15 protein-coding genes are annotated in these 18,630 nt (G+C 38.2%); all 15 read right to left on the bottom strand.

All coding sequences use genetic code 11. The features are described 5' to 3' along the window. Positions 1-57 precede the first annotated feature (57 nt). Entirely contained in the window at positions 58-924 is an 867-nt protein-coding gene (locus tag HMPREF3029_RS08220; RefSeq protein WP_040929111.1) for a 2-oxoacid:ferredoxin oxidoreductase subunit beta, read from the bottom strand. Positions 925-941: 17 nt separating this feature from the next. Continuing rightward, entirely contained in the window at positions 942-2,660 is a 1,719-nt protein-coding gene (locus HMPREF3029_RS08215) for a 2-oxoacid:acceptor oxidoreductase subunit alpha (RefSeq protein WP_070710385.1), read from the bottom strand. Between the two features lie 95 nt (positions 2,661-2,755). Then, positions 2,756-3,514 carry a TIGR00282 family metallophosphoesterase gene (locus HMPREF3029_RS08210; RefSeq protein ID WP_070710384.1) on the bottom strand — a complete coding sequence of 253 codons (759 nt, stop codon included), beginning with the start codon at positions 3,512-3,514 and terminating at the stop codon, positions 2,756-2,758. 47 nt (positions 3,515-3,561) lie between these two features. Further along, positions 3,562-5,121 (bottom strand): ribonuclease Y, encoded by a 1,560-nt coding sequence (gene rny, locus HMPREF3029_RS08205; RefSeq protein WP_068130441.1) that lies wholly within the window; start codon positions 5,119-5,121, stop codon positions 3,562-3,564. A gap of 140 nt (positions 5,122-5,261) precedes the next feature. Then, positions 5,262-6,299, bottom strand: a complete 1,038-nt coding sequence (recA, locus tag HMPREF3029_RS08200; protein ID WP_068130443.1) for a recombinase RecA — start codon at positions 6,297-6,299, stop codon at positions 5,262-5,264. Positions 6,300-6,464: 165 nt separating this feature from the next. Then, positions 6,465-7,049, bottom strand: a complete 585-nt coding sequence (pgsA, locus tag HMPREF3029_RS08195) for a CDP-diacylglycerol--glycerol-3-phosphate 3-phosphatidyltransferase (RefSeq protein ID WP_068130445.1) — start codon at positions 7,047-7,049, stop codon at positions 6,465-6,467. Positions 7,050-7,052: 3 nt separating this feature from the next. Continuing rightward, positions 7,053-7,802, bottom strand: coding sequence for a helix-turn-helix domain-containing protein (locus HMPREF3029_RS08190; protein ID WP_070710383.1), 750 nt, complete (start codon positions 7,800-7,802; stop codon positions 7,053-7,055). 14 nt (positions 7,803-7,816) lie between these two features. Then, positions 7,817-8,506, bottom strand: coding sequence for an SDR family NAD(P)-dependent oxidoreductase (locus tag HMPREF3029_RS08185; RefSeq protein ID WP_070710382.1), 690 nt, complete (start codon positions 8,504-8,506; stop codon positions 7,817-7,819). Beyond that, positions 8,499-9,773 (bottom strand): EF-P 5-aminopentanol modification-associated protein YfmH, encoded by a 1,275-nt coding sequence (yfmH, locus tag HMPREF3029_RS08180; RefSeq protein ID WP_070710381.1) that lies wholly within the window; start codon positions 9,771-9,773, stop codon positions 8,499-8,501. Before yfmH ends, HMPREF3029_RS08185 begins: the two co-directional genes overlap by 8 nt. Then, positions 9,763-11,019: an EF-P 5-aminopentanol modification-associated protein YfmF gene (yfmF, locus tag HMPREF3029_RS08175; protein ID WP_070710380.1), complete on the bottom strand. Its 1,257-nt coding sequence runs from the start codon at positions 11,017-11,019 to the stop codon at positions 9,763-9,765. Before yfmF ends, yfmH begins: the two co-directional genes overlap by 11 nt. Before the next feature lie 2 nt (positions 11,020-11,021). Continuing rightward, positions 11,022-13,352 carry an FtsK/SpoIIIE family DNA translocase gene (locus HMPREF3029_RS08170; RefSeq protein WP_070710379.1) on the bottom strand — a complete coding sequence of 777 codons (2,331 nt, stop codon included), beginning with the start codon at positions 13,350-13,352 and terminating at the stop codon, positions 11,022-11,024. Positions 13,353-13,412: 60 nt separating this feature from the next. Next, a complete protein-coding gene (locus HMPREF3029_RS08165) occupies positions 13,413-15,089 on the bottom strand; it encodes a ribonuclease J (RefSeq protein WP_070710378.1) in 1,677 nt (558 codons plus the stop codon). 3 nt (positions 15,090-15,092) lie between these two features. Continuing rightward, a complete protein-coding gene (pnp, locus tag HMPREF3029_RS08160; protein WP_070710377.1) occupies positions 15,093-17,228 on the bottom strand; it encodes a polyribonucleotide nucleotidyltransferase in 2,136 nt (711 codons plus the stop codon). A 94-nt stretch (positions 17,229-17,322) separates the two neighbouring features. Further along, complete coding sequence (rpsO, locus tag HMPREF3029_RS08155; protein ID WP_040929129.1) at positions 17,323-17,592, bottom strand: 30S ribosomal protein S15; 270 nt, start codon at positions 17,590-17,592, stop codon at positions 17,323-17,325. Between the two features lie 99 nt (positions 17,593-17,691). Next, the gene (ribF, locus tag HMPREF3029_RS08150; RefSeq protein ID WP_070710376.1) at positions 17,692-18,630 is read right to left on the bottom strand and encodes a riboflavin biosynthesis protein RibF; all 939 of its coding nucleotides are present in this window, start codon (positions 18,628-18,630) and stop codon (positions 17,692-17,694) included.

The raw sequence follows: 18,630 nt of genomic DNA, 5'->3' as shown, positions 1-18,630 counted from the left end.
CTCACCCAAACAAAAAGAAACACGCAAACTAAGATTTCTCTTAATTTGCGTGTTTTATTATGCGAAATGATTCATCAGTTCGTTAAACTGATCGTCTTTTAACTTTAAATCATGATTAACGACTGCTTCATCTAAATAGCCGTCGATATGTGATGCATATGATTTAGAGTGATTGTCTTGATATAAAATTCCTTTTAATAACCCTTCGTGCTCGTTGATATAGTTCATTACTTTGTTACGATCTTCTCTATCGTAGTCTTCGATATCTTCAATATCAGTCACGCGTTCTTTAAACCATTCATATGTGTTCACTTTGTTGTATGTGACACACGGACTATAAACGTTTACGAATGCGAAGCCGTCGTGCTTAATTGCCGCTTCAATTATTGCAGTTAACCCTTTAATATCACTCGAGACACTTTGAGCGACAAATGTCGCACCACTTGCCATCGCAGTTGATATTGGAACGATTGGACTTTCGATTGAACCGTCTGGTGTCGTGTTCGTAACAAATCCTTTCGCACTTGACGGTGACGTTTGACCTTTTGTTAAGCCGTACACTTGGTTATCCATGACGATATACGTCATATCGATGTTACGCTTGATTGCGTGAACAGTATGTCCAACACCGATCGCAAATCCGTCACCGTCTCCACCTGTTGCGATAACTTCTAAATCTTTGTTGGCCATTTTAATACCTTGGGCGATTGGAAGACTTCTACCGTGAGTTGCGTGGAAACCATATGAACGAATATATCCAGATACACGTCCACTACAACCGATCCCACTGACTAATGCTAAGTCTTCTGGCTCTAATCCAACGTTTGCAGAGGCACGTTGAATCGCAGATTGAATACTAAAGTGACCGCATCCAGGACACCAGTTTGGCTTTATATCGTTTCTAAAATCTTTAAATTTTGCCATGACTATTCATCCTTTAATTACAATAATTCGTTCAAATGACGTTCGATTTCTACCGGTTTTAACGGCGTACCGTCATATTTATTAAACTGAGACATTTTACTATGATGTGGGTAGTTCATCTTAATGATGTTAAACAATTGTCCCGTATAGTTTTGCTCGACGACGAGTATCTCTTTAGCGCCATCTAAGTATGGCTGTAGTGCTTCAATTGGCACTGGGAACAGTTGACGCATATGAATCGTCGTTATATTTTTATCGATACGTTCGACCGCTTCATCGACTGGGCCGTTACCACTTAAGAAACTAATGACGAGTAACTCAGAGTCTACGTCACCATTTATTTTAAACGGTGCATCGATCGTTAGTCCCTCAAGTTTACGCATACGTTTGTCCATTTGTGTTTTACGGTTCACTGCACTTTCGTTAGGCGTACCGTTCGGGTTATGTTCAACACCCGTGACGTGGTGAATACCGCCTTTCACTCCAGGAATCGGTCGTGCGGAAATACCACTTTCTGTCACTTTAAAGCGTTCAAAGTAACTTTCGTCTCCGTCGATGTCTTCAGTAATCATTTGTCCTCTATTAATGACGACTTTTGAAGGGTCAAACGGATTTGATGACTGCTTACCGAGTGACATTTGTAAATCTGATAAAAGAATGACAGGCACTTGATATTCATCTGCTAAGTTAAACGCTACAGTTGTCAGATAAAACGCATCTTCTACGTCTGTTGGTGCGAGGATGATTTTTGGAATTTCACCGTGCGTACCATAAATCATCTGCATTAAATCCGATTGCTCTTGCTTTGTAGGAAGGCCTGTTGACGGACCTCCACGCATCGTATCGACGATTACGAGTGGCGTTTCAGTCATACCTGATAGTCCAATAGACTCCATCATCAGTGACAGTCCAGGACCTGAACTAGATGTAAAACTTCTTGCACCTGCATAGTTCGAACCGATTGCCATCGTAACCGCTGAAATTTCATCTTCAGTTTGGATGACTGTACCATCGACCTTTGGTAAATGTTCGATCATATACTCCATAATGTCACTCGCTGGAGTAATTGGGTATGCTGCCATAAAACGTACACCTGCGTTTAATGCACCAAAACCTATCGCATCGTTACCAATGAGATATAAAGAATCACGAGTTTCGACTTTTTCTAATTCAAAGTCTCCGTCGATTTGGTCGAGTCGTTCTTCGATATAGTTAAACCCGTCTTTTAATGCATTTATATTATTATCGACAATTTCTTGCCCTTTACGTGCAAACATCGTATAAATCATATCTGTAAACTTCTCAATATCAAGATGCATAAGACTTGCACTTGCACCGACAGCAACCATGTTTTTCATTAACTTACTGCCGTGTTCATTTGCGATTTCAGTAAATGGAACTGCGATGAGCTGAACGTTTAAATCCTCTTTTACTTCTGGTTTAAACTTTTCGTCAGCTAATATTACACCGCCATCTATTAACTCGCTTGCGTTAATATCGATCGTCTCTTGATCGAACGCAACTAATATATTTGTGTGGTCGCTAATTGATCGTACTTCTTTTGTTGAAATACGAATGTTGTTGTTCGTATGACCACCTTTAATTCTTGATGAAAAGTGACGGTAACTATATAAATAGTACCCCATACGGTTTAACGTCGTTGAGAAAATTTCACCTGTCGACTCAATTCCCTCACCTTGTTGTCCACCGACTTTCCATGATAATTGACTGATCATTTTCGTGCCTCCTCTAACAATTAAATCATATCAAATTTAACTGTTGAATTCAGTGTACATACTGTCATTCACTTAAAATTCATACTTATGTCCGATTACTCTCGTATTAAAATCGGTTCAATTGTCTGTCTGACTGTATCAATCACTACTGCAGATAAAATACCATCACCTTTATCAGGTACGACATGTCGTTTTGGTAATTGGTCTAAAAATCTAGAAATGACCGCTTCTTTATCGATACCGAGTATGCCATCTTTATACCCTGTCATACCGACATCTGTTATGTACATCGTCCCGTTGTCTAAAACGACTGCGTCGTTCGTTTGAACGTGCGTATGCGTCCCGACGACAGCATTCACTCTACCGTCTAAATAATGTCCCATTGCAATCGCTTCAGATGTCGTTTCACAGTGAAAATCCACAAATATTTGATCAGCGGATTCTCTTTTTAACAATGCATCGATTTCTGTAAACGGGTTATCAATCGACTCCATAAAACTACGCCCTTGTAGATTCACAATCATTAACGTTTCATTGTTAATATTTACTTTTTTAAATCCTTCGCCTGGAACGATTGACGGATAATTAAGTGGACGGATAATTTTTTTATCTGCTTCAAAGAGTTCAAATACTTCATCTTTATGAAATGCATGGTTTCCGAGTGTGATAAAGTCCACACCGTATCCCATGAGCTCTTTATAAATCGCTTTTGTCATCCCTTTGCCGTGTGCAGCATTTTCTCCGTTTGCGATTGTATATTGTATGTTATATTCTCGTTTTAACTGTGGTAAATTTTCTTTTACCATTCGACGCCCAATTTTACCGACAATATCTCCAATAAATAAAATTCTCAATCTTTTATTCCTTTCATAAAAAAAGATTGGAAACAATGTTCCAATCTTTATTTGGCATATTCTACAGCCCTCATCTCACGGACAACTGTCACTTTAATATGTCCTGGATACTGCAGTTCATCTTCGATTTGTGATTTAATATCTCGAGCGAGTCGATATGCTTGTACATCATCGACGTCTTCTGGACGAACCATAATTCGAATTTCTCGTCCCGCTTGAATGGCAAACGACTTCTCTACGCCGTCGTAGCCTTCTGCAATTTTCTCTAAGTTTTCAAGTCGTTTTACGTAATTTTCTAACGTTTCACGACGTGCACCTGGACGTGCTGCACTTAATGCGTCAGCTGCTGCAACGATTATAGAAATGATACTCGTTGCTTCAACGTCACCATGATGTGAAGCGATTGCGTTAATCACTGTCTCGTTTTCTTTGTAGCGTTTTGCTAAGTCTACTCCGATTTCTACGTGTGAACCTTCGACTTCATGGTCGATCGATTTACCGATATCGTGGAGTAATCCTGCACGTCTCGCGAGACTCACGTCTTCGCCAAGTTCAGCAGCGAGCATACCTGCTAAAAATCCAACTTCTACTGAGTGCTTTAATACGTTTTGACCGTAACTTAAACGGAATTTCATCTTACCAAGATGTTTAATGAGTTCAGGATGTAAATTATGAATATCCAATTCGAATGCTGCTTGTTCACCAGCATCGCGAATGATACTCTCCATATTACGTCTTGCTTTATCGACCATTTCTTCAATGCGTCCTGGGTGAATACGTCCATCTAAGACGAGTTCGTCTAACGCATTTTTAGCGATCGTTCTACGTATTGGATCGAATCCTGAAAGGATAACCGCTTCTGGTGTATCGTCGATAATTAAATCGACTCCTGTTAACGTTTCAATCGTACGAATGTTACGACCTTCACGTCCGATAATACGACCTTTCATTTCGTCGTTTGGTAAGTTGACAACAGATACCGTCGATTCACTCGTGTACTCTGCTGCGTATCGTTGAATCGTCGTCGCAAGCAATTCTTTTGCTTTTCGGTCCGCTTCATATTCCGCTTGTTCTTGACGCTCTTTTAGCATTACAGCCATATCGTGTGACAGTTCTTTTTCGAGCGCTCTAAAGATTTCATCTTTAGCTTCAGCACTTGTTAATCCGGAGATGCGAGTTAATTCATCATTTTGTTGACTGATGATTTCATTAATCTTTTGTTCCTTGGCATCCACCGATTGCTGTTTGTCTTCAATTTTCGCTTCTTTTAAATCTAATATCTCATCTTTCTTATCTAGAGTTTCACTTTTTCTATCTAAGTTTTCCTCTCGAGAAAGTAGTCGAGATTCAAAAGCTTGTAGTTTTTGTCGTGCATCGTTTTGCTCACGATCAAACTCTTCTTTTAACTTTTGATTGTATTCTTTTGCTTCAAGCAATTTCTCCTTTTTTAAATTCATCGCAGTTTTATTTGCTTCTTCGATGATATGTTCAGCTGAAGATCTTGCTTGTTGCTGCTTATTCGTCATAATTCTATTGACGATTAAATATCCGATAACAACACCGAGAATAATACCAAGTAAGATTAAGAAAATGTCTTTCATGTCCACAAAAAACACCTCCCTAATACATGCTATTCACGTGTTGGTTAAAAATGTGTATTTTAAATATAATAATTTATCATACAGATTTCATTTTATATATTTTACATAAAAAAATCAAGCATGAGAGTGACTCATGCTTGATAATATTACTCATCAAATAGGCTGTTTTCTACTTCTTCACTTTCTTCAGTGACTTCACCTTCAAAGCCTAATTCGTTTCGTAATTTATCATTAATTTCTTCTAGTACTTCAGGGTTATTCGTTAAGTACTCTTTTGCGTTTTCTTTACCTTGACCGAGTCTTTCCCCGTTATAAGAGTACCACGCACCGCTTTTATCGACGATGTCGTATTCGACTCCGAGATCGAGAAGTTCACCTGTTCTAGAAATGCCTTGTCCGTACATAATATCTACTTCTGCTACTCTAAATGGTGGTGCAACTTTGTTTTTAACAACTTTAATTTTCGTACGGTTTCCGACGATATCTTGTCCGAGTTTTAACTGTTCTGCACGGCGCACTTCTAAACGAACTGAGCTGTAGAACTTCAGCGCACGTCCACCAGGTGTCGTTTCCGGGTTACCGAACATAACTCCAACTTTTTCACGAATTTGGTTGATGAAAATCGCTGTCGTATTACTTTTAGAAATTGCAGCAGATAGTTTACGTAATGCTTGTGACATCATTCTCGCTTGTAAACCAACGTGAGTATCTCCCATCTCACCTTCGATTTCTGCTTTTGGTGTTAATGCTGCAACTGAGTCAATAACGACGATATCCACTGCACCACTTCGTACGAATGCTTCGGCGATTTCTAATCCTTGCTCCCCGTGGTCTGGCTGAGACAGGTATAAATTCTCGATATCGACACCTAAGTTTTTAGCATACACTGGGTCCAGTGCGTGCTCAGCATCGATAAATGCAGCGATTCCACCTTGACGCTGCACTTCAGCAATCGCATGTAATGCGACTGTCGTTTTACCTGAAGATTCTGGTCCGTAGATTTCGATAATTCTACCTTGTGGATATCCACCGACACCGAGTGCACGGTCTAATGTGATCGAACCTGATGACGTCGTTTTTACTTTACGTCCAGGATCGTCACCGAGTTTCATAACGGCACCTTTACCGAACATCTTATCCATATTCTTTTGAACAGTTTCTAGAGCTTTTTGTCTTTCATCCATCTATTACATTCCTCCGAACTATCTTTTAAATCATTTTTCGATATTTAAAGTATACCATAACAAAAAATAAAAGACGAATATATGTTCGTCTTTTATGTGCTAAATTTCAAATATTAAATTCAGTATTTTAAATATCGCTTACTTTTTAAAGCAGATAATTAAAAGTTACGCTTTTTGATTTAAAAACACGTCTCGTCCTTTGTAGAAATACTCAATCATCGATAAAATCGTGAAGAACACTGCGATATATAGAGATATCATACCGATAGATACCCCGATATAATTGACAAATAAATCTCCAAATAGAAGTAAGACGAGAGCAACCATTTGGAATACTGTTTTAATTTTTCCTAAATTACCAGCGGCACTGACAAACCCTTGTTCGATTTGAAGTAAACGTAATCCTGTAACTGCAAATTCTCTTGCGATAATTACGATAGCGATCCAACTTGAAATTACTGACCACTCGACTAATACAATGAGACCTGAAGCGACGAGTAGTTTATCTGCAAGTGGGTCTAGAAATTTACCCATATTTGTAATTAAATTTAACTTTCGTGCTAAATAGCCGTCTAACGCATCTGTCAGTGACGCGACGACGAAAATAATCGCTGCGATAAGTTGCTCAATTAAAATCTCGTTTCCTCCAAGTATCGCTACTGTACCGAAGTTAAAATCGTTAATTGCAAATATAATAAAGACCGGTATTAGTATGATTCTTATCACTGTAATCCAGTTAGGTAAATTCATAGTTTACTCCCTCTCAATCGTAAAATGATAAAACAACGTGCCGTCATTTTGTACTTCATCGTCTTCTAATTCAACATCATTCACAAAAATACTGAGTTTGTCATTGTCTTCAACTGCAATAAATAACTCTGAGGCATCTGACTGAATTAAATATGTCTCATCATTAATTGTTTCGTTAACATACGTATTATTGTTATCGTCTGTCATGTTGACAGTACTCCCGTCACCTTTAAACGTGACGTTAATGTCATTTGACGTATTTATCGTATAAAATGCTGTATTGTCTTCAACGCGCTCTAGCGTTACGTTAAACGTGCCGCTTTCTTCTCTAGGTGAGACTTCGACCTCATCATATACAGGAGACTTTCTAAAGTAATCTCCTTGTCCACCGACTTGTAAAAGAACAAGCCAAAGAACAAACAACACTCCGATCACAATTAAAAAAGTATATATCGTCTTTTTTAAATAGAGCATGTCTTTATCGACTTTATTTTCTTTACGTTCTTTATAGACCGCTTCTTTTGTCGGTATTTCGTCACCATAACGTTCAAACAAATCGTCACTATTTAACTGTAAAGCATCCGCATACGTACGAATTAAATACTTCGTATGACTACTATCCGGAAGCGCGTGATAGTCGCCTCTTTCAATCGTTTGAATAATGTCACGACGAATATTCGTACGTGCTTCAATTTCACTTAACGTAATGCCTTTTTGTTCTCTCACATTTCTTAAATATGGTCCTAAACTCATAATTTAACCCTTCTTTATAACGTGTACCATCCACCGTTAATATTTAGCACTTCACCTGTGATCGATTGACTCTCTTTACTGAGTACGAAGTTCACAAGTTTTGCAACTTCAACTGGTTCAATCAGTCTTTGCTGTGGTAACTCTTCGAGTAAAACTTTAATATCCTCTTCACATAAAAGATTAGTCATCTTACCTTTAACAGCACCTGGTGCGACGGCGTTAATCGTAATATTCGTACCCGCGTACTCGACAGCGAGTGAACGAACGAGTGTGTTTTGTGCACCTTTCATCGACGCATAAACACTTTCACAACTCGCACCAATTTGACCGTACACACTTGAAATAACGACGATGCGTCCGTGTGAACTCTTCTTTAATCTCGGTAATGCTGCCTGTATAAAAACAATTAAGTTCCGCACTTGGATGTTATACTGTTCGTCGATAACATGTACTGGTGTATCTTCTAGCATATCAAAATACGCACTACCAGGTGTATAAATTAAACAATCGATTGTTTCGATATGTTTAAATGTCGCTTCGACTTCTTCTATAGAAATCGGCTGTGATAAGTCAAAGTAATGATGCAAATTGTCATAAGTTGACGGTGTGTGTCTAGAATAGCTAATGACGTGTTCGTCTTTTAATTCGTTATGTATTGCGGATCCAATGGATCCGCTACTTCCAACTAGTATGACGTTACGCATTTTTCATCATCACGACAGAGGCATAGCCGTCTTTTAATACAGTGTTAAATGCATCCTTCACGTCATCGACGGTAATCGAATCGACGATATTTGGAATGTCATAAAGGTTGCCACCGTCTAATAAATATTTTGTATATTGATTTGCAATATATTCTGGTGAATTTAAAGAAGATAAATAGTCACCAATTGTTTCACGTTTTTCGCTTTGTAACATCTCTTCAGTGAAATAATCCGTATTTTTAACTTCATCGATAATCGCCTGAATTCGCTGAATCGTTTCTTCAGGTTTTTCACTATGTGCAATAAATAGCGTGTGTGAGAAGTCAGATTCCCCTTGGAAGCCGTATTGGAAACTATCATCTACAAGATTTTCATCGATTAGATCATAGAAATACTGAGATTTCGCTCCAAATACCATCTCTAACGCAAACATCATTGTGAAATCGAGTTTTAATAACGACGCGTCATCTAAATCGTGATTATATTTATATCCGAGCATCACTCTGTCATCCGACACGTTCATCTTAATTGTTTTTTCTTTGTCGTGAACGTGATTTTCTTCAGTCACTGTATGAAGTGTTAACTCTTTCGGGTCGTGATTACGTTTTGATTGATGTGTTTCGATAAAACTAAATAACTCACTATCATCTAAATCACCGACGACGATTAACACCATATTGTTCGGTGCGTAAAATGTCTCATGACACAAATATAAATCTTCTTTTGTAATTTGTTGAATCGAGTCGAGCGTTCCAGCGATATCAATACGAACCGGATGTGTGTTATATAGTGACTCCATCATCGTAGAGAATAATTTATACCCCGGATTATCTTGATACATTTTGATTTCTTCGTTAATAATACCGACTTCTTTTTCAACAGATTGATCGGTGAAATAAGGCTCTTCGACCATATCCATAAGGAGTTTTAAGTTGTCATAAAAGTTGTCTGTACAACTAAATAAATAACTCGTACGGTCAAAAGATGTAAATGCATTCGCACTTGCACCGTGTTCGCTAAATTTATGGAAGACATCTCCATCTTCTTTTTCAAACATTTTATGCTCTAAAAAGTGTGCGATTCCGTCAGGAATTTTGTGCGTAAGTCCGTCGACTGTAAAATGATTATTTATAGAACCAAAACGCGTCGTATACGTCGCAAACTTTTTGTTAAAGCCTGGCTTTTTAACGTAAATGACTTCTAAACCGTTTGGGAGTGTTTTACTAATGACTGTTTCTTCAAGTGCTTCATAATATTTAACTGTCATCACTATCTCCTCCTGTTAGCGTATATACCGTATCGAGATGAACCGAGTGCGCTGCTTCAATAATATCTTCACGCGTAATACTTTCAACTTTTTCTTTAAATTCATCATCTGTCAATCCTGTTAAGTTTTCGCTATATACGATTGATATCATACCTTTTGCTCGATCTTTACTGTTTTCTCTATCCGATAATAACTTTTTCTTCGTCTCTTCTAAAAACTCAGTAGTAAAGTCACCATTTTGGAATTTTTCAAGTTCGATAATGATGTGTTGTTCCGTTTCTTTCACACGTGAGTGGTCAACTCCAGCTAACGCAAATAAATATCCATTTTTAACATCGACATTTGAACTAATTTGATACGCTAACGAACGTGCTTCACGTAAATGCTTAAATAGATAGCTCGACGCGCCACCACCAAACATACGGTTAAAAATACGCACTGACATTTCGTTAGTTTTATCTTTATCGATTCTAAAACCTAAAATTGCTTTAGACTGTTCTACGTCGTCATGATCTACTTTGTAGTTAACGATTTTTTTAAGATCTACTTCATAACTATTGAATGGTAGTTCAACATAGTTATCTCTTTCGTAGATTTTTTGTAAAAGATTAACTGAACGATCGTCGATATTTCCGCAGAGTAAAATCATCATTTCGTCCGTATCCATCATCGACTTGTGAACATTTTTAATGTCATCGATTGTAATTTCATCGATATCATCAATATTTCCGTAAGACAGTTGCCCTTCTGGTTTATCACAAAACATCTCTTTTAAAAGTCCTGTGTATGCGCGCTGCATACTGTTATCCATCATACTTTTTAAACGGTTTTTATAGAGTCGTTTTTCTTTTTCTAAAAATTTAACCGTTTCTTCATCGTAAGAAAATGGTGTCGTTAACACGTCATTTAATAATTTAGACATGTGTTCTAATATGTTTAAATCTTCTTTTATAAAACGTTCGTTTACAAACTCTAACGTAAAGTGGACGAGATGACTCGTCCCAACTTTTGACGTTTGATACGTTAGATGAGCACCGTAATATTCTGATAAATATTGTACGAGTGCCGCTTCACTATTATGCGTCTTTGTACGTTTTACCATCATGCGAGCAAGTAAATTTCTCGCTGTAACAGTGTTTACGTCCAACTCATTTCTAAATGTAACGCGTAACGTGAATGTTTTAAATTTATTTGTATCGATCGTTACGATTGGAATGTTATTTAATCGTTCATTTCTAATTTCCAATACTAACTCTCCCTCTCATCCATTTCGTCTTCTGTGACGAGTACGTTTCTCGGCTTTGAACCACTTGCTGGTCCGATAATACCGTTACGCTCTAAATCGTCAACGAGACGCGCTGCACGGTTATAGCCGATTCTAAATTGTCGTTGAAGTAGACTTGCACTTGCGCGCTGCTCTGTGATGACGAACCATTTCGCTTCTCCGTATAATTCGTCTTCAGATTCAACTTCTTCTTTTTTCGGCTCTTTTTGATTTAATATGACCGACTTATCGTAATTTGCTTTCATCTGGCTCGTGACGTAATTGACGACATCGTTCACTTCTTCATCTGATAAAAATGCCCCTTGGACACGAACTGGTTTTGATCTACCAGATGGTAAGAAGAGCATATCCCCTTTACCTAGGAGTTTTTCTGCACCCCCAGAGTCTAATATCGTACGAGAGTCAGTCGTTGAGCTGACGGCAAATGCAATACGTGACGGTATGTTTGCTTTAATGATCCCTGTAATAACGTCAACAGATGGACGCTGTGTAGCGATAATTAAATGAATGCCTGCGGCACGTGCCATTTGTGCAATACGCGTAATGCTTGCTTCAACGTCTTTACTTGCGACCATCATTAAATCTGCAAGCTCATCGATGATGACGACGATATACGGCATTTTAGATACTTTATCTTTATCTTCAGCTGTACGTTCTAAGTAATTGTTATACGCTGAAATGTTTTTAGTATTCGTTGCACTAAATAAGTCATATCGACGTTCCATCTCGTTTACGACGCGTTGTAAAGCGTCCGCTGCTTTTTGTGGATTCGTCACGACTGGACTCAGTAGATGTGGAATACCGTTATATACATTTAACTCCACCATTTTTGGGTCGATCATCATTAATTTCACTTCATGCGGTTTAGCATTTAGTAAAATCGAAATGATAATACCGTTAATACATACGGATTTACCGCTTCCTGTAGACCCAGCAACGAGCAAGTGTGGCATCTTGTTTAACTCTGCCATAATCGGTGCACCAGAAATGTCTTTACCAAGCGCAACTTCTAGTGGGTTTGTACTCGTCTTACGCTTCATGACTTCACGTAATGTAACCATAGAAACGACCGAGTTCGGCACTTCAATACCGACAGCTGATTTACCAGGAATCGGTGCTTCGATACGAATATCTTTTGCTGCAAGCGACAGTGCAATATCGTTTTGTAAATTAATAATACGGCTAACCTTTACGCCGATATCCGGCTGCACTTCAAACTGTGTCACGGCTGGACCGATTCTAATTTTAGACACTTTCGCTTTTACACCGAAGTTATGAAGTGTTTCTTCTAAAATTTTACCTTGTTTTAAAACGACGTCATTTGACATCTTCTCTGACACTTCAGCATCTTTTAGCAATGTAATCGGTGGTACTTTATACTCGAGAAGCTCTTTAATTTCTTCTTCGTCTAGTTCGTCGAGTGGAGTATTCTCCTCGACGTCTTCAATCGAGTCATCGAGTTCCTCTTCTTCGTACTCTAAATCAACAGTCTCATCTTTTGTTTCTACGAGGTCACTCTCGATATCATCACTACCTACAATTTCAGGTTCATATACTGCTTCTTCGACTTCTTCTTCGATATCATCATGACTTGAAGACTCGATAATTGGATCTTCAACTTTCGTTTTCTTTGCTTTTTTCTTCTCTATTTTTTCTGGTTTATTCGCACGTTTTTCTTTATTTTTCTCGATGATTTCAGACGTTTTACTATTAATGTTTTTACCCGTCACTGATAACAATTGTCCGACGCGAGAAAAATCTTTACGCAGTTGTTCTTCGACGCTTTTATTTCGAATCATAATAATCGAAAAGTAAATAAACACAACAGCAAGTAAAACTGTACCGATAAAGCTGAGCGTGTTATTCATCGCTGTAAATAGTACTTGACCAATAATTCCGCCACCGGTGAAGTTTTTAAATCCTGTCGTAGCGATCGTATTTTTTATTTCATCAAAACTATAAAAATTGTTAATGAGTGGTTTGTTCGTTAAGTAAAGCACACTATGGAATAAAAAAATCAGTCCAAATTGTAGCAATATATAACCGAACATGCGCTTTGTGAATGGGAAGTTACGGTTCATGGCGACGTAAATACTTGTTAATGTAATGATTAAGTACGTAAAATATTTACTCGTTCCAAACAAGTACGTAAATATTGAATCGATATATTCACCAAAACTACCGAGTTGAAACAGAGATATAAAGACAAGTAATAATGTGATAAAACTCGTTAACGCATAATAGGTTTGGCGCTCATCTTTCTTTTTACGACGCGTTGCTTTCTTTTTCGCCATTACAAACTCCTTCCTAAAAAATTTGGAGATACTATAATATAATATCTCCAAAATTCTTTCTTATATTTCAGATATGATTGGTATAATCATCGGACGACGTTTCGTACTTTCGTATAAGAACTTAAGTAACGCTTCTCTCACGTCTTGTTTTAAGTCATTCCAGTCTAAGTTTCCTGATTGAATAGAATCTTCAACGACTTCTTTTACAATCGCTTCAGCAGTCGTTAATAGCTCTTCACTTTCTTTGACGTAGACAAAGCCACGACTTTGAATTTCAGGTCCGGCTTTAATTTTTCTCTCGTTACGATCGATCGTAACAACCGCAATGAATATACCGTCTTCACTTAATATACGGCGGTCTCTTAAGACGATGTTACCAACGTCTCCGACACCTCTACCGTCAATTAAGACGTTACCTGCATGTACTTTTTCTTGATAGTACATCTCTTTTCCGTCATAGCTGACGACGTCACCTTTTTCAAGTAAGAAAATATTTTCTGGATCGATTCCTGCTTCAGCAGCAAGTTTTGCGTGAGCGATCTGGTTTTTATATTCGCCCTGAACAGGAACAAAATATTTCGGTTTAAATATATTAAACATCATTTTTAACTCTTCACTTAAACCGTGACTCGATGCGTGAATTCCACTTGTCGGTAAGTAAATTTTAGCACCTGCTTTAGTTAAGTCGTTTAACGTTGAATATAAAATGACTTCCATGTTTGACGATGGCGTCGTTAAAATATACACTTCATCGTTTTCTTTAATGTTTGTCACTTCATGCGTTCCTTTTGACATCTCTGTCAGTGCATCGAATGGTTCCCCTTGTTTACCAGTTGCGATAATGACAATTTCATTATCTGGGAAGTTTTTAATTTGATGTGACGGAACGAGTAACCCTTCAGGAATATCGAAATATCCGAGCTTTCTTGCGACTTTAAACGATGCTTCTAACGTCTTACCTAAAAATGTCACTTTTCGGTTTGCTTTATGTGCGTTTGTTAACACTTGTTGAATACGTACGAAGTTCGATGCATAAAGTGACACGATAATGCGCCCTTTAGATTTTAAGAAATCTGATAATAACTGCTCTTCGATAATATTTTCAGGTGTATTATATCCGCGCTTTTCTGCTTCCGTAGAATCACTAATTAATACGAGACAATCATCTTTACGTGCTAAGTCGTACATCTTCGCACCGTTAAATCCGTAATCTCCTTCGAGACTTTGATCGAATTTAAACTCACCAGTATAGACGATTGAACCGTACTTCGTTTTAATTGAGCATCCGTAAGAATCAGGAATACTATGGCTCGTTTCGAAAAATTCAAAACTTGCATTTTTAAAGTTCATTTTTGATTCACTATTAATCGTATAGAACTTTTGTTTTTTACGAATATTTAATTCTTTAAATGATTCTTTAATTAAAGCAATCGTCAGCTTTGAAGCATAAATCGGTACGTCGATATCTTCTAAAATATACGGTAATGCACCGATTGAATCTGCATGACCATGCGAGATAAATATCGCTTTTAAACGGTCGATATTTTCTTTCACGTACGTAATGTCCGGAATAACGACATCTACACCGTACATTTCGTTTTCCGGAAACATTAACCCCGCGTCTAGCATGAACATTTCATCGTCTACCTCGACGATGTACATGTTTTTAGCAATCTCTCCAACTCCGCCGAGTGGGATGATTTTTACGTTCGCGTCACGCTTTCTTTCTTTTGCCACGATTTATCCCTCCTCGTTATTCTTTTTGTTTTTATCGTTATCTTTCTTTTCAATTAATGCTTTACGAGATGCGTTTACGCGTCCTTGCTTATCGATTTCTGTTACTTTAACGAGTGTTTCATCGCCAATTTTTAACACGTCCTCTACGTTTTTAACGTGTGCGTGATCTAAATTAGAAATGTGAACGAGTGCGTCTTTACCAGGGAATAACTCAACGAACGCACCGAATTTTTCAATACGTTTTACTGTACCCATGTAAATTTCTCCAACTTTTGCTTCACGCGTTAAGTCTTCGATAATTTTACGTGCTTTGTCGATCATTTCTTGGTCGACAGCACCGATAAAGATCGTTCCGTCTTGCTCGATATCTAACGTTACGCCAGTTTCATCGATAATTTCGTTAATTTGTTTACCACCAGGTCCAATGACGTCACGAATTTTATCTGGGTTAATTGTCATCGTTTCAATCTTCGGAGCGTATGGTGATAACTCTGTTCTTGGTGATTCGATTGTCGCTAACATGTTTTCTAAAATGTGTAGACGACCGACGCGCGCTTGTTCTAACGCCTCTTCTAAAATATCTTCACGTAATCCGTCGACTTTAATATCCATTTGAATTGCAGTAATCCCTTTAGCAGTACCTGCTACTTTAAAGTCCATATCACCTAATGCGTCTTCCATACCTTGGATGTCTGAAAGGATTGTATAGTTTTCACCATTCATCATCATACCCATCGCAATACCAGCAACTGGTGCTTTAATTGGCACACCTGCGTCCATTAATGCGAGCGTTCCACCACAAATTGACGCTTGAGATGAAGAACCGTTCGACTCTAAAACTTCTGACACGACGCGAATCGTATACGGGAATTCCTCTTGTGAAGGAATGACTTGGCTAAGTGCACGTTCACCTAACGCACCGTGACCAATCTCACGACGCCCTGGAGCGCGAAGTGGTCCAGTTTCACCGACAGAGAAGTGCGGGAAGTTATAGTGATGCATGAAATGCTTCTCTTCTTCTTCACCGAGTCCGTCGATAATTTGGTGCTCACTTAAACTTCCTAACGTCGCAACAGATAATACTTGTGTTTGTCCACGTGTAAATAAACCAGAGCCGTGTGCTCTAGGTAAAAGCGCAACTTGAGAGTTTAACGGACGAATTTCGTCCGGTTTTCTTCTATCTGGACGGATTTTATCTTCAGTGATTAAACGACGCACTGTATTAAATACCGCATCGTTAAATAAGCGTTTCGCTTCTTTTTCGTTCGCTTCGAAGTTTTCGTCTTCTTCATCGAGTAGAGCGATAATTGCTTCTTTCACTTCAGATAATTTATTATCACGTTCGTGCTTATCAACTGTTAATACACACTCTTCAATATCAATCTGCTCGAGTTGACTATCGACGATCTTTTGAATTTCTTCGTCGTCAACTGGAGGTTCAAATGCCATTTTCTCAGGATTCACGTAGTCGACGATTTCTTGTTGGAACTCGACTAACTTTTTAATTTCTTTATGACCAAAAAGGATTACTTCGAGCATTTTATCTTCAGGTACTTCTTTTGCACCTGCTTCAACCATGTTGATTGCGTCAAACGTTCCTGCTAAATCAAGTTCTAATACAGAGTTGTTTAACGTCTCAACATCTGGGTTAATGACGAACTCGTCGTCTTTAATACCGATACGTACACCAGCAATTGGTCCGTTAAACGGTACGTCAGAAACAGATAAAGCAATCGATGAACCGAGCATCGCTGCCATTTCAGGTGAGTTGTCTGGATCAACAGAAAGCACTGTCGAAATAATTTGAACGTCGTGTCTAAATCCGTCTGGGAAAAGTGGACGAATTGGACGGTCGATTAAACGACTCGCAAGTGTCGCTGCTTCACTTGGACGTCCTTCACGTTTATTAAATCCACCAGGTATTTTACCGCGTGCGTATAATTTCTCTTCGTACGCCACTGTTAGTGGGAAAAAGTCCATATCTTTAGGTTCTTTAGAAGCAGTTACTGTCGATAAGACAACTGTATCTCCATATCGTACTAGAACTGCACCGTTTGCTTGTTTGGCTACTTCGCCGTATTCAACGATTAGTGGACGTCCTGCCCACTCCGTTTGAAACGTTTTCTTAGTTTCTATCATATAATTTCTCTCCTCTACATACTTCTCTTTATGATACCATTTTTAACGACTAATTTATATAAAAAAAAGCATACCAAATGGTATGCTCTCTCTATTAACGACGTAAACCTAATTTTTTAATTAACTCACGGTAACGAGTAACGTCTTTTTCACGTAAGTAGTTTAATAAGTGCTTACGGCGACCAACCATTTTTAAAAGTCCGCGACGTGAATGGTGGTCTTTTTTGTGTACTTTTAAGTGTGCGTTTAATGTGTTAATTTCTTCAGTTAACACTGCAATTTGAACTTCTGGAGATCCAGTGTCCGTTTCGTGTACACGGTATTCTTCGATTAATTGTTGTTTTCTTTCTTTTGACATTGACATAGTCATGTCCTCCCTTATATATATATATTCGCTAATATCTGAGTCAAAAGTTAGGGTGTCTAATGACCAAGATATCGCACTTAAATTATTATACGCGCTTTACTCGAATTTTTCAAGTAACTGTATGGCGTTTTCTTTATCGATTGTCATCGCTTCAATTAAATCATCTAAACCGTCAAATTTCTTTTCTCCACGTAAATAGTTATGAAGATACACTGACACTTCTTCACCGTATATCGTACGGTCAAAATCAATTAAATGGACTTCAATCGTCACTTTATAATCTTCGTGGAACGTCGGTTTTTTACCAATCGATGCGACACCTCTATAAATCTTATCATCTGCACCAATCGTCATCGTAACAGCGTACACCCCGAGTGACGGTAGTAAAAACGGTCCGCTCGGTTCGATGTTTGCTGTTCTAAACCCAATCGTTCTCCCGCGTTTTTCACCTTGAACGACGACACCGTTAATTTGATATGGTCGACCGAGTATTTTATTTGCTTCTTCTAGCTTGTCACTTAAAAGAAGTTCTCGGATTTTTGTCGTCGAAATTTTTTCTTCGTTCTCGTTTATCGGAAGTACTTTAGTCGTGTTAAATTCGTCATACGTCTTTAACGTCGTAATCGATCCTTTACCGTACTGTCCATATGAAAAATCAAACCCTGCGATTACTTCTTTCACGTTGTTAGAGATTAAATACTCTTTCACAAACGTATCGTGAGATAACGCTGCAAAGTCACTTGAGAAGTTTACGACAAATAAGTAGTCGATGCCTTTTTCTTTTAGCATCTCTTCTTTTTCTTTTAACGGCGTAATATACGTCGTCCGTCGCATTTTCGGATTTAAAACGACAGAAGGATGCGGATCAAACGTCATCACTGCTTTTTTTAATCCTTTTTCTTCTGCAATTTCAATCATCGTGTCAATCACTTGTTGATGTCCGAGATGGAGTCCATCAAAAAAACCGAGCGCTAATGCGATTGGTTCGTTTTCTATAGATAAATCATTTGGATAATATAGTCGATATGTTTTCAT

It is taken from the genome of Nosocomiicoccus sp. HMSC059G07 (assembly GCF_001815515.1).
GTDB lineage: Bacteria > Bacillota > Bacilli > Staphylococcales > Salinicoccaceae > Nosocomiicoccus > Nosocomiicoccus ampullae_A.
Note: the sequence above shows the minus strand (reverse complement) of the source record. Positions and strands in the feature narration are given on the sequence as shown.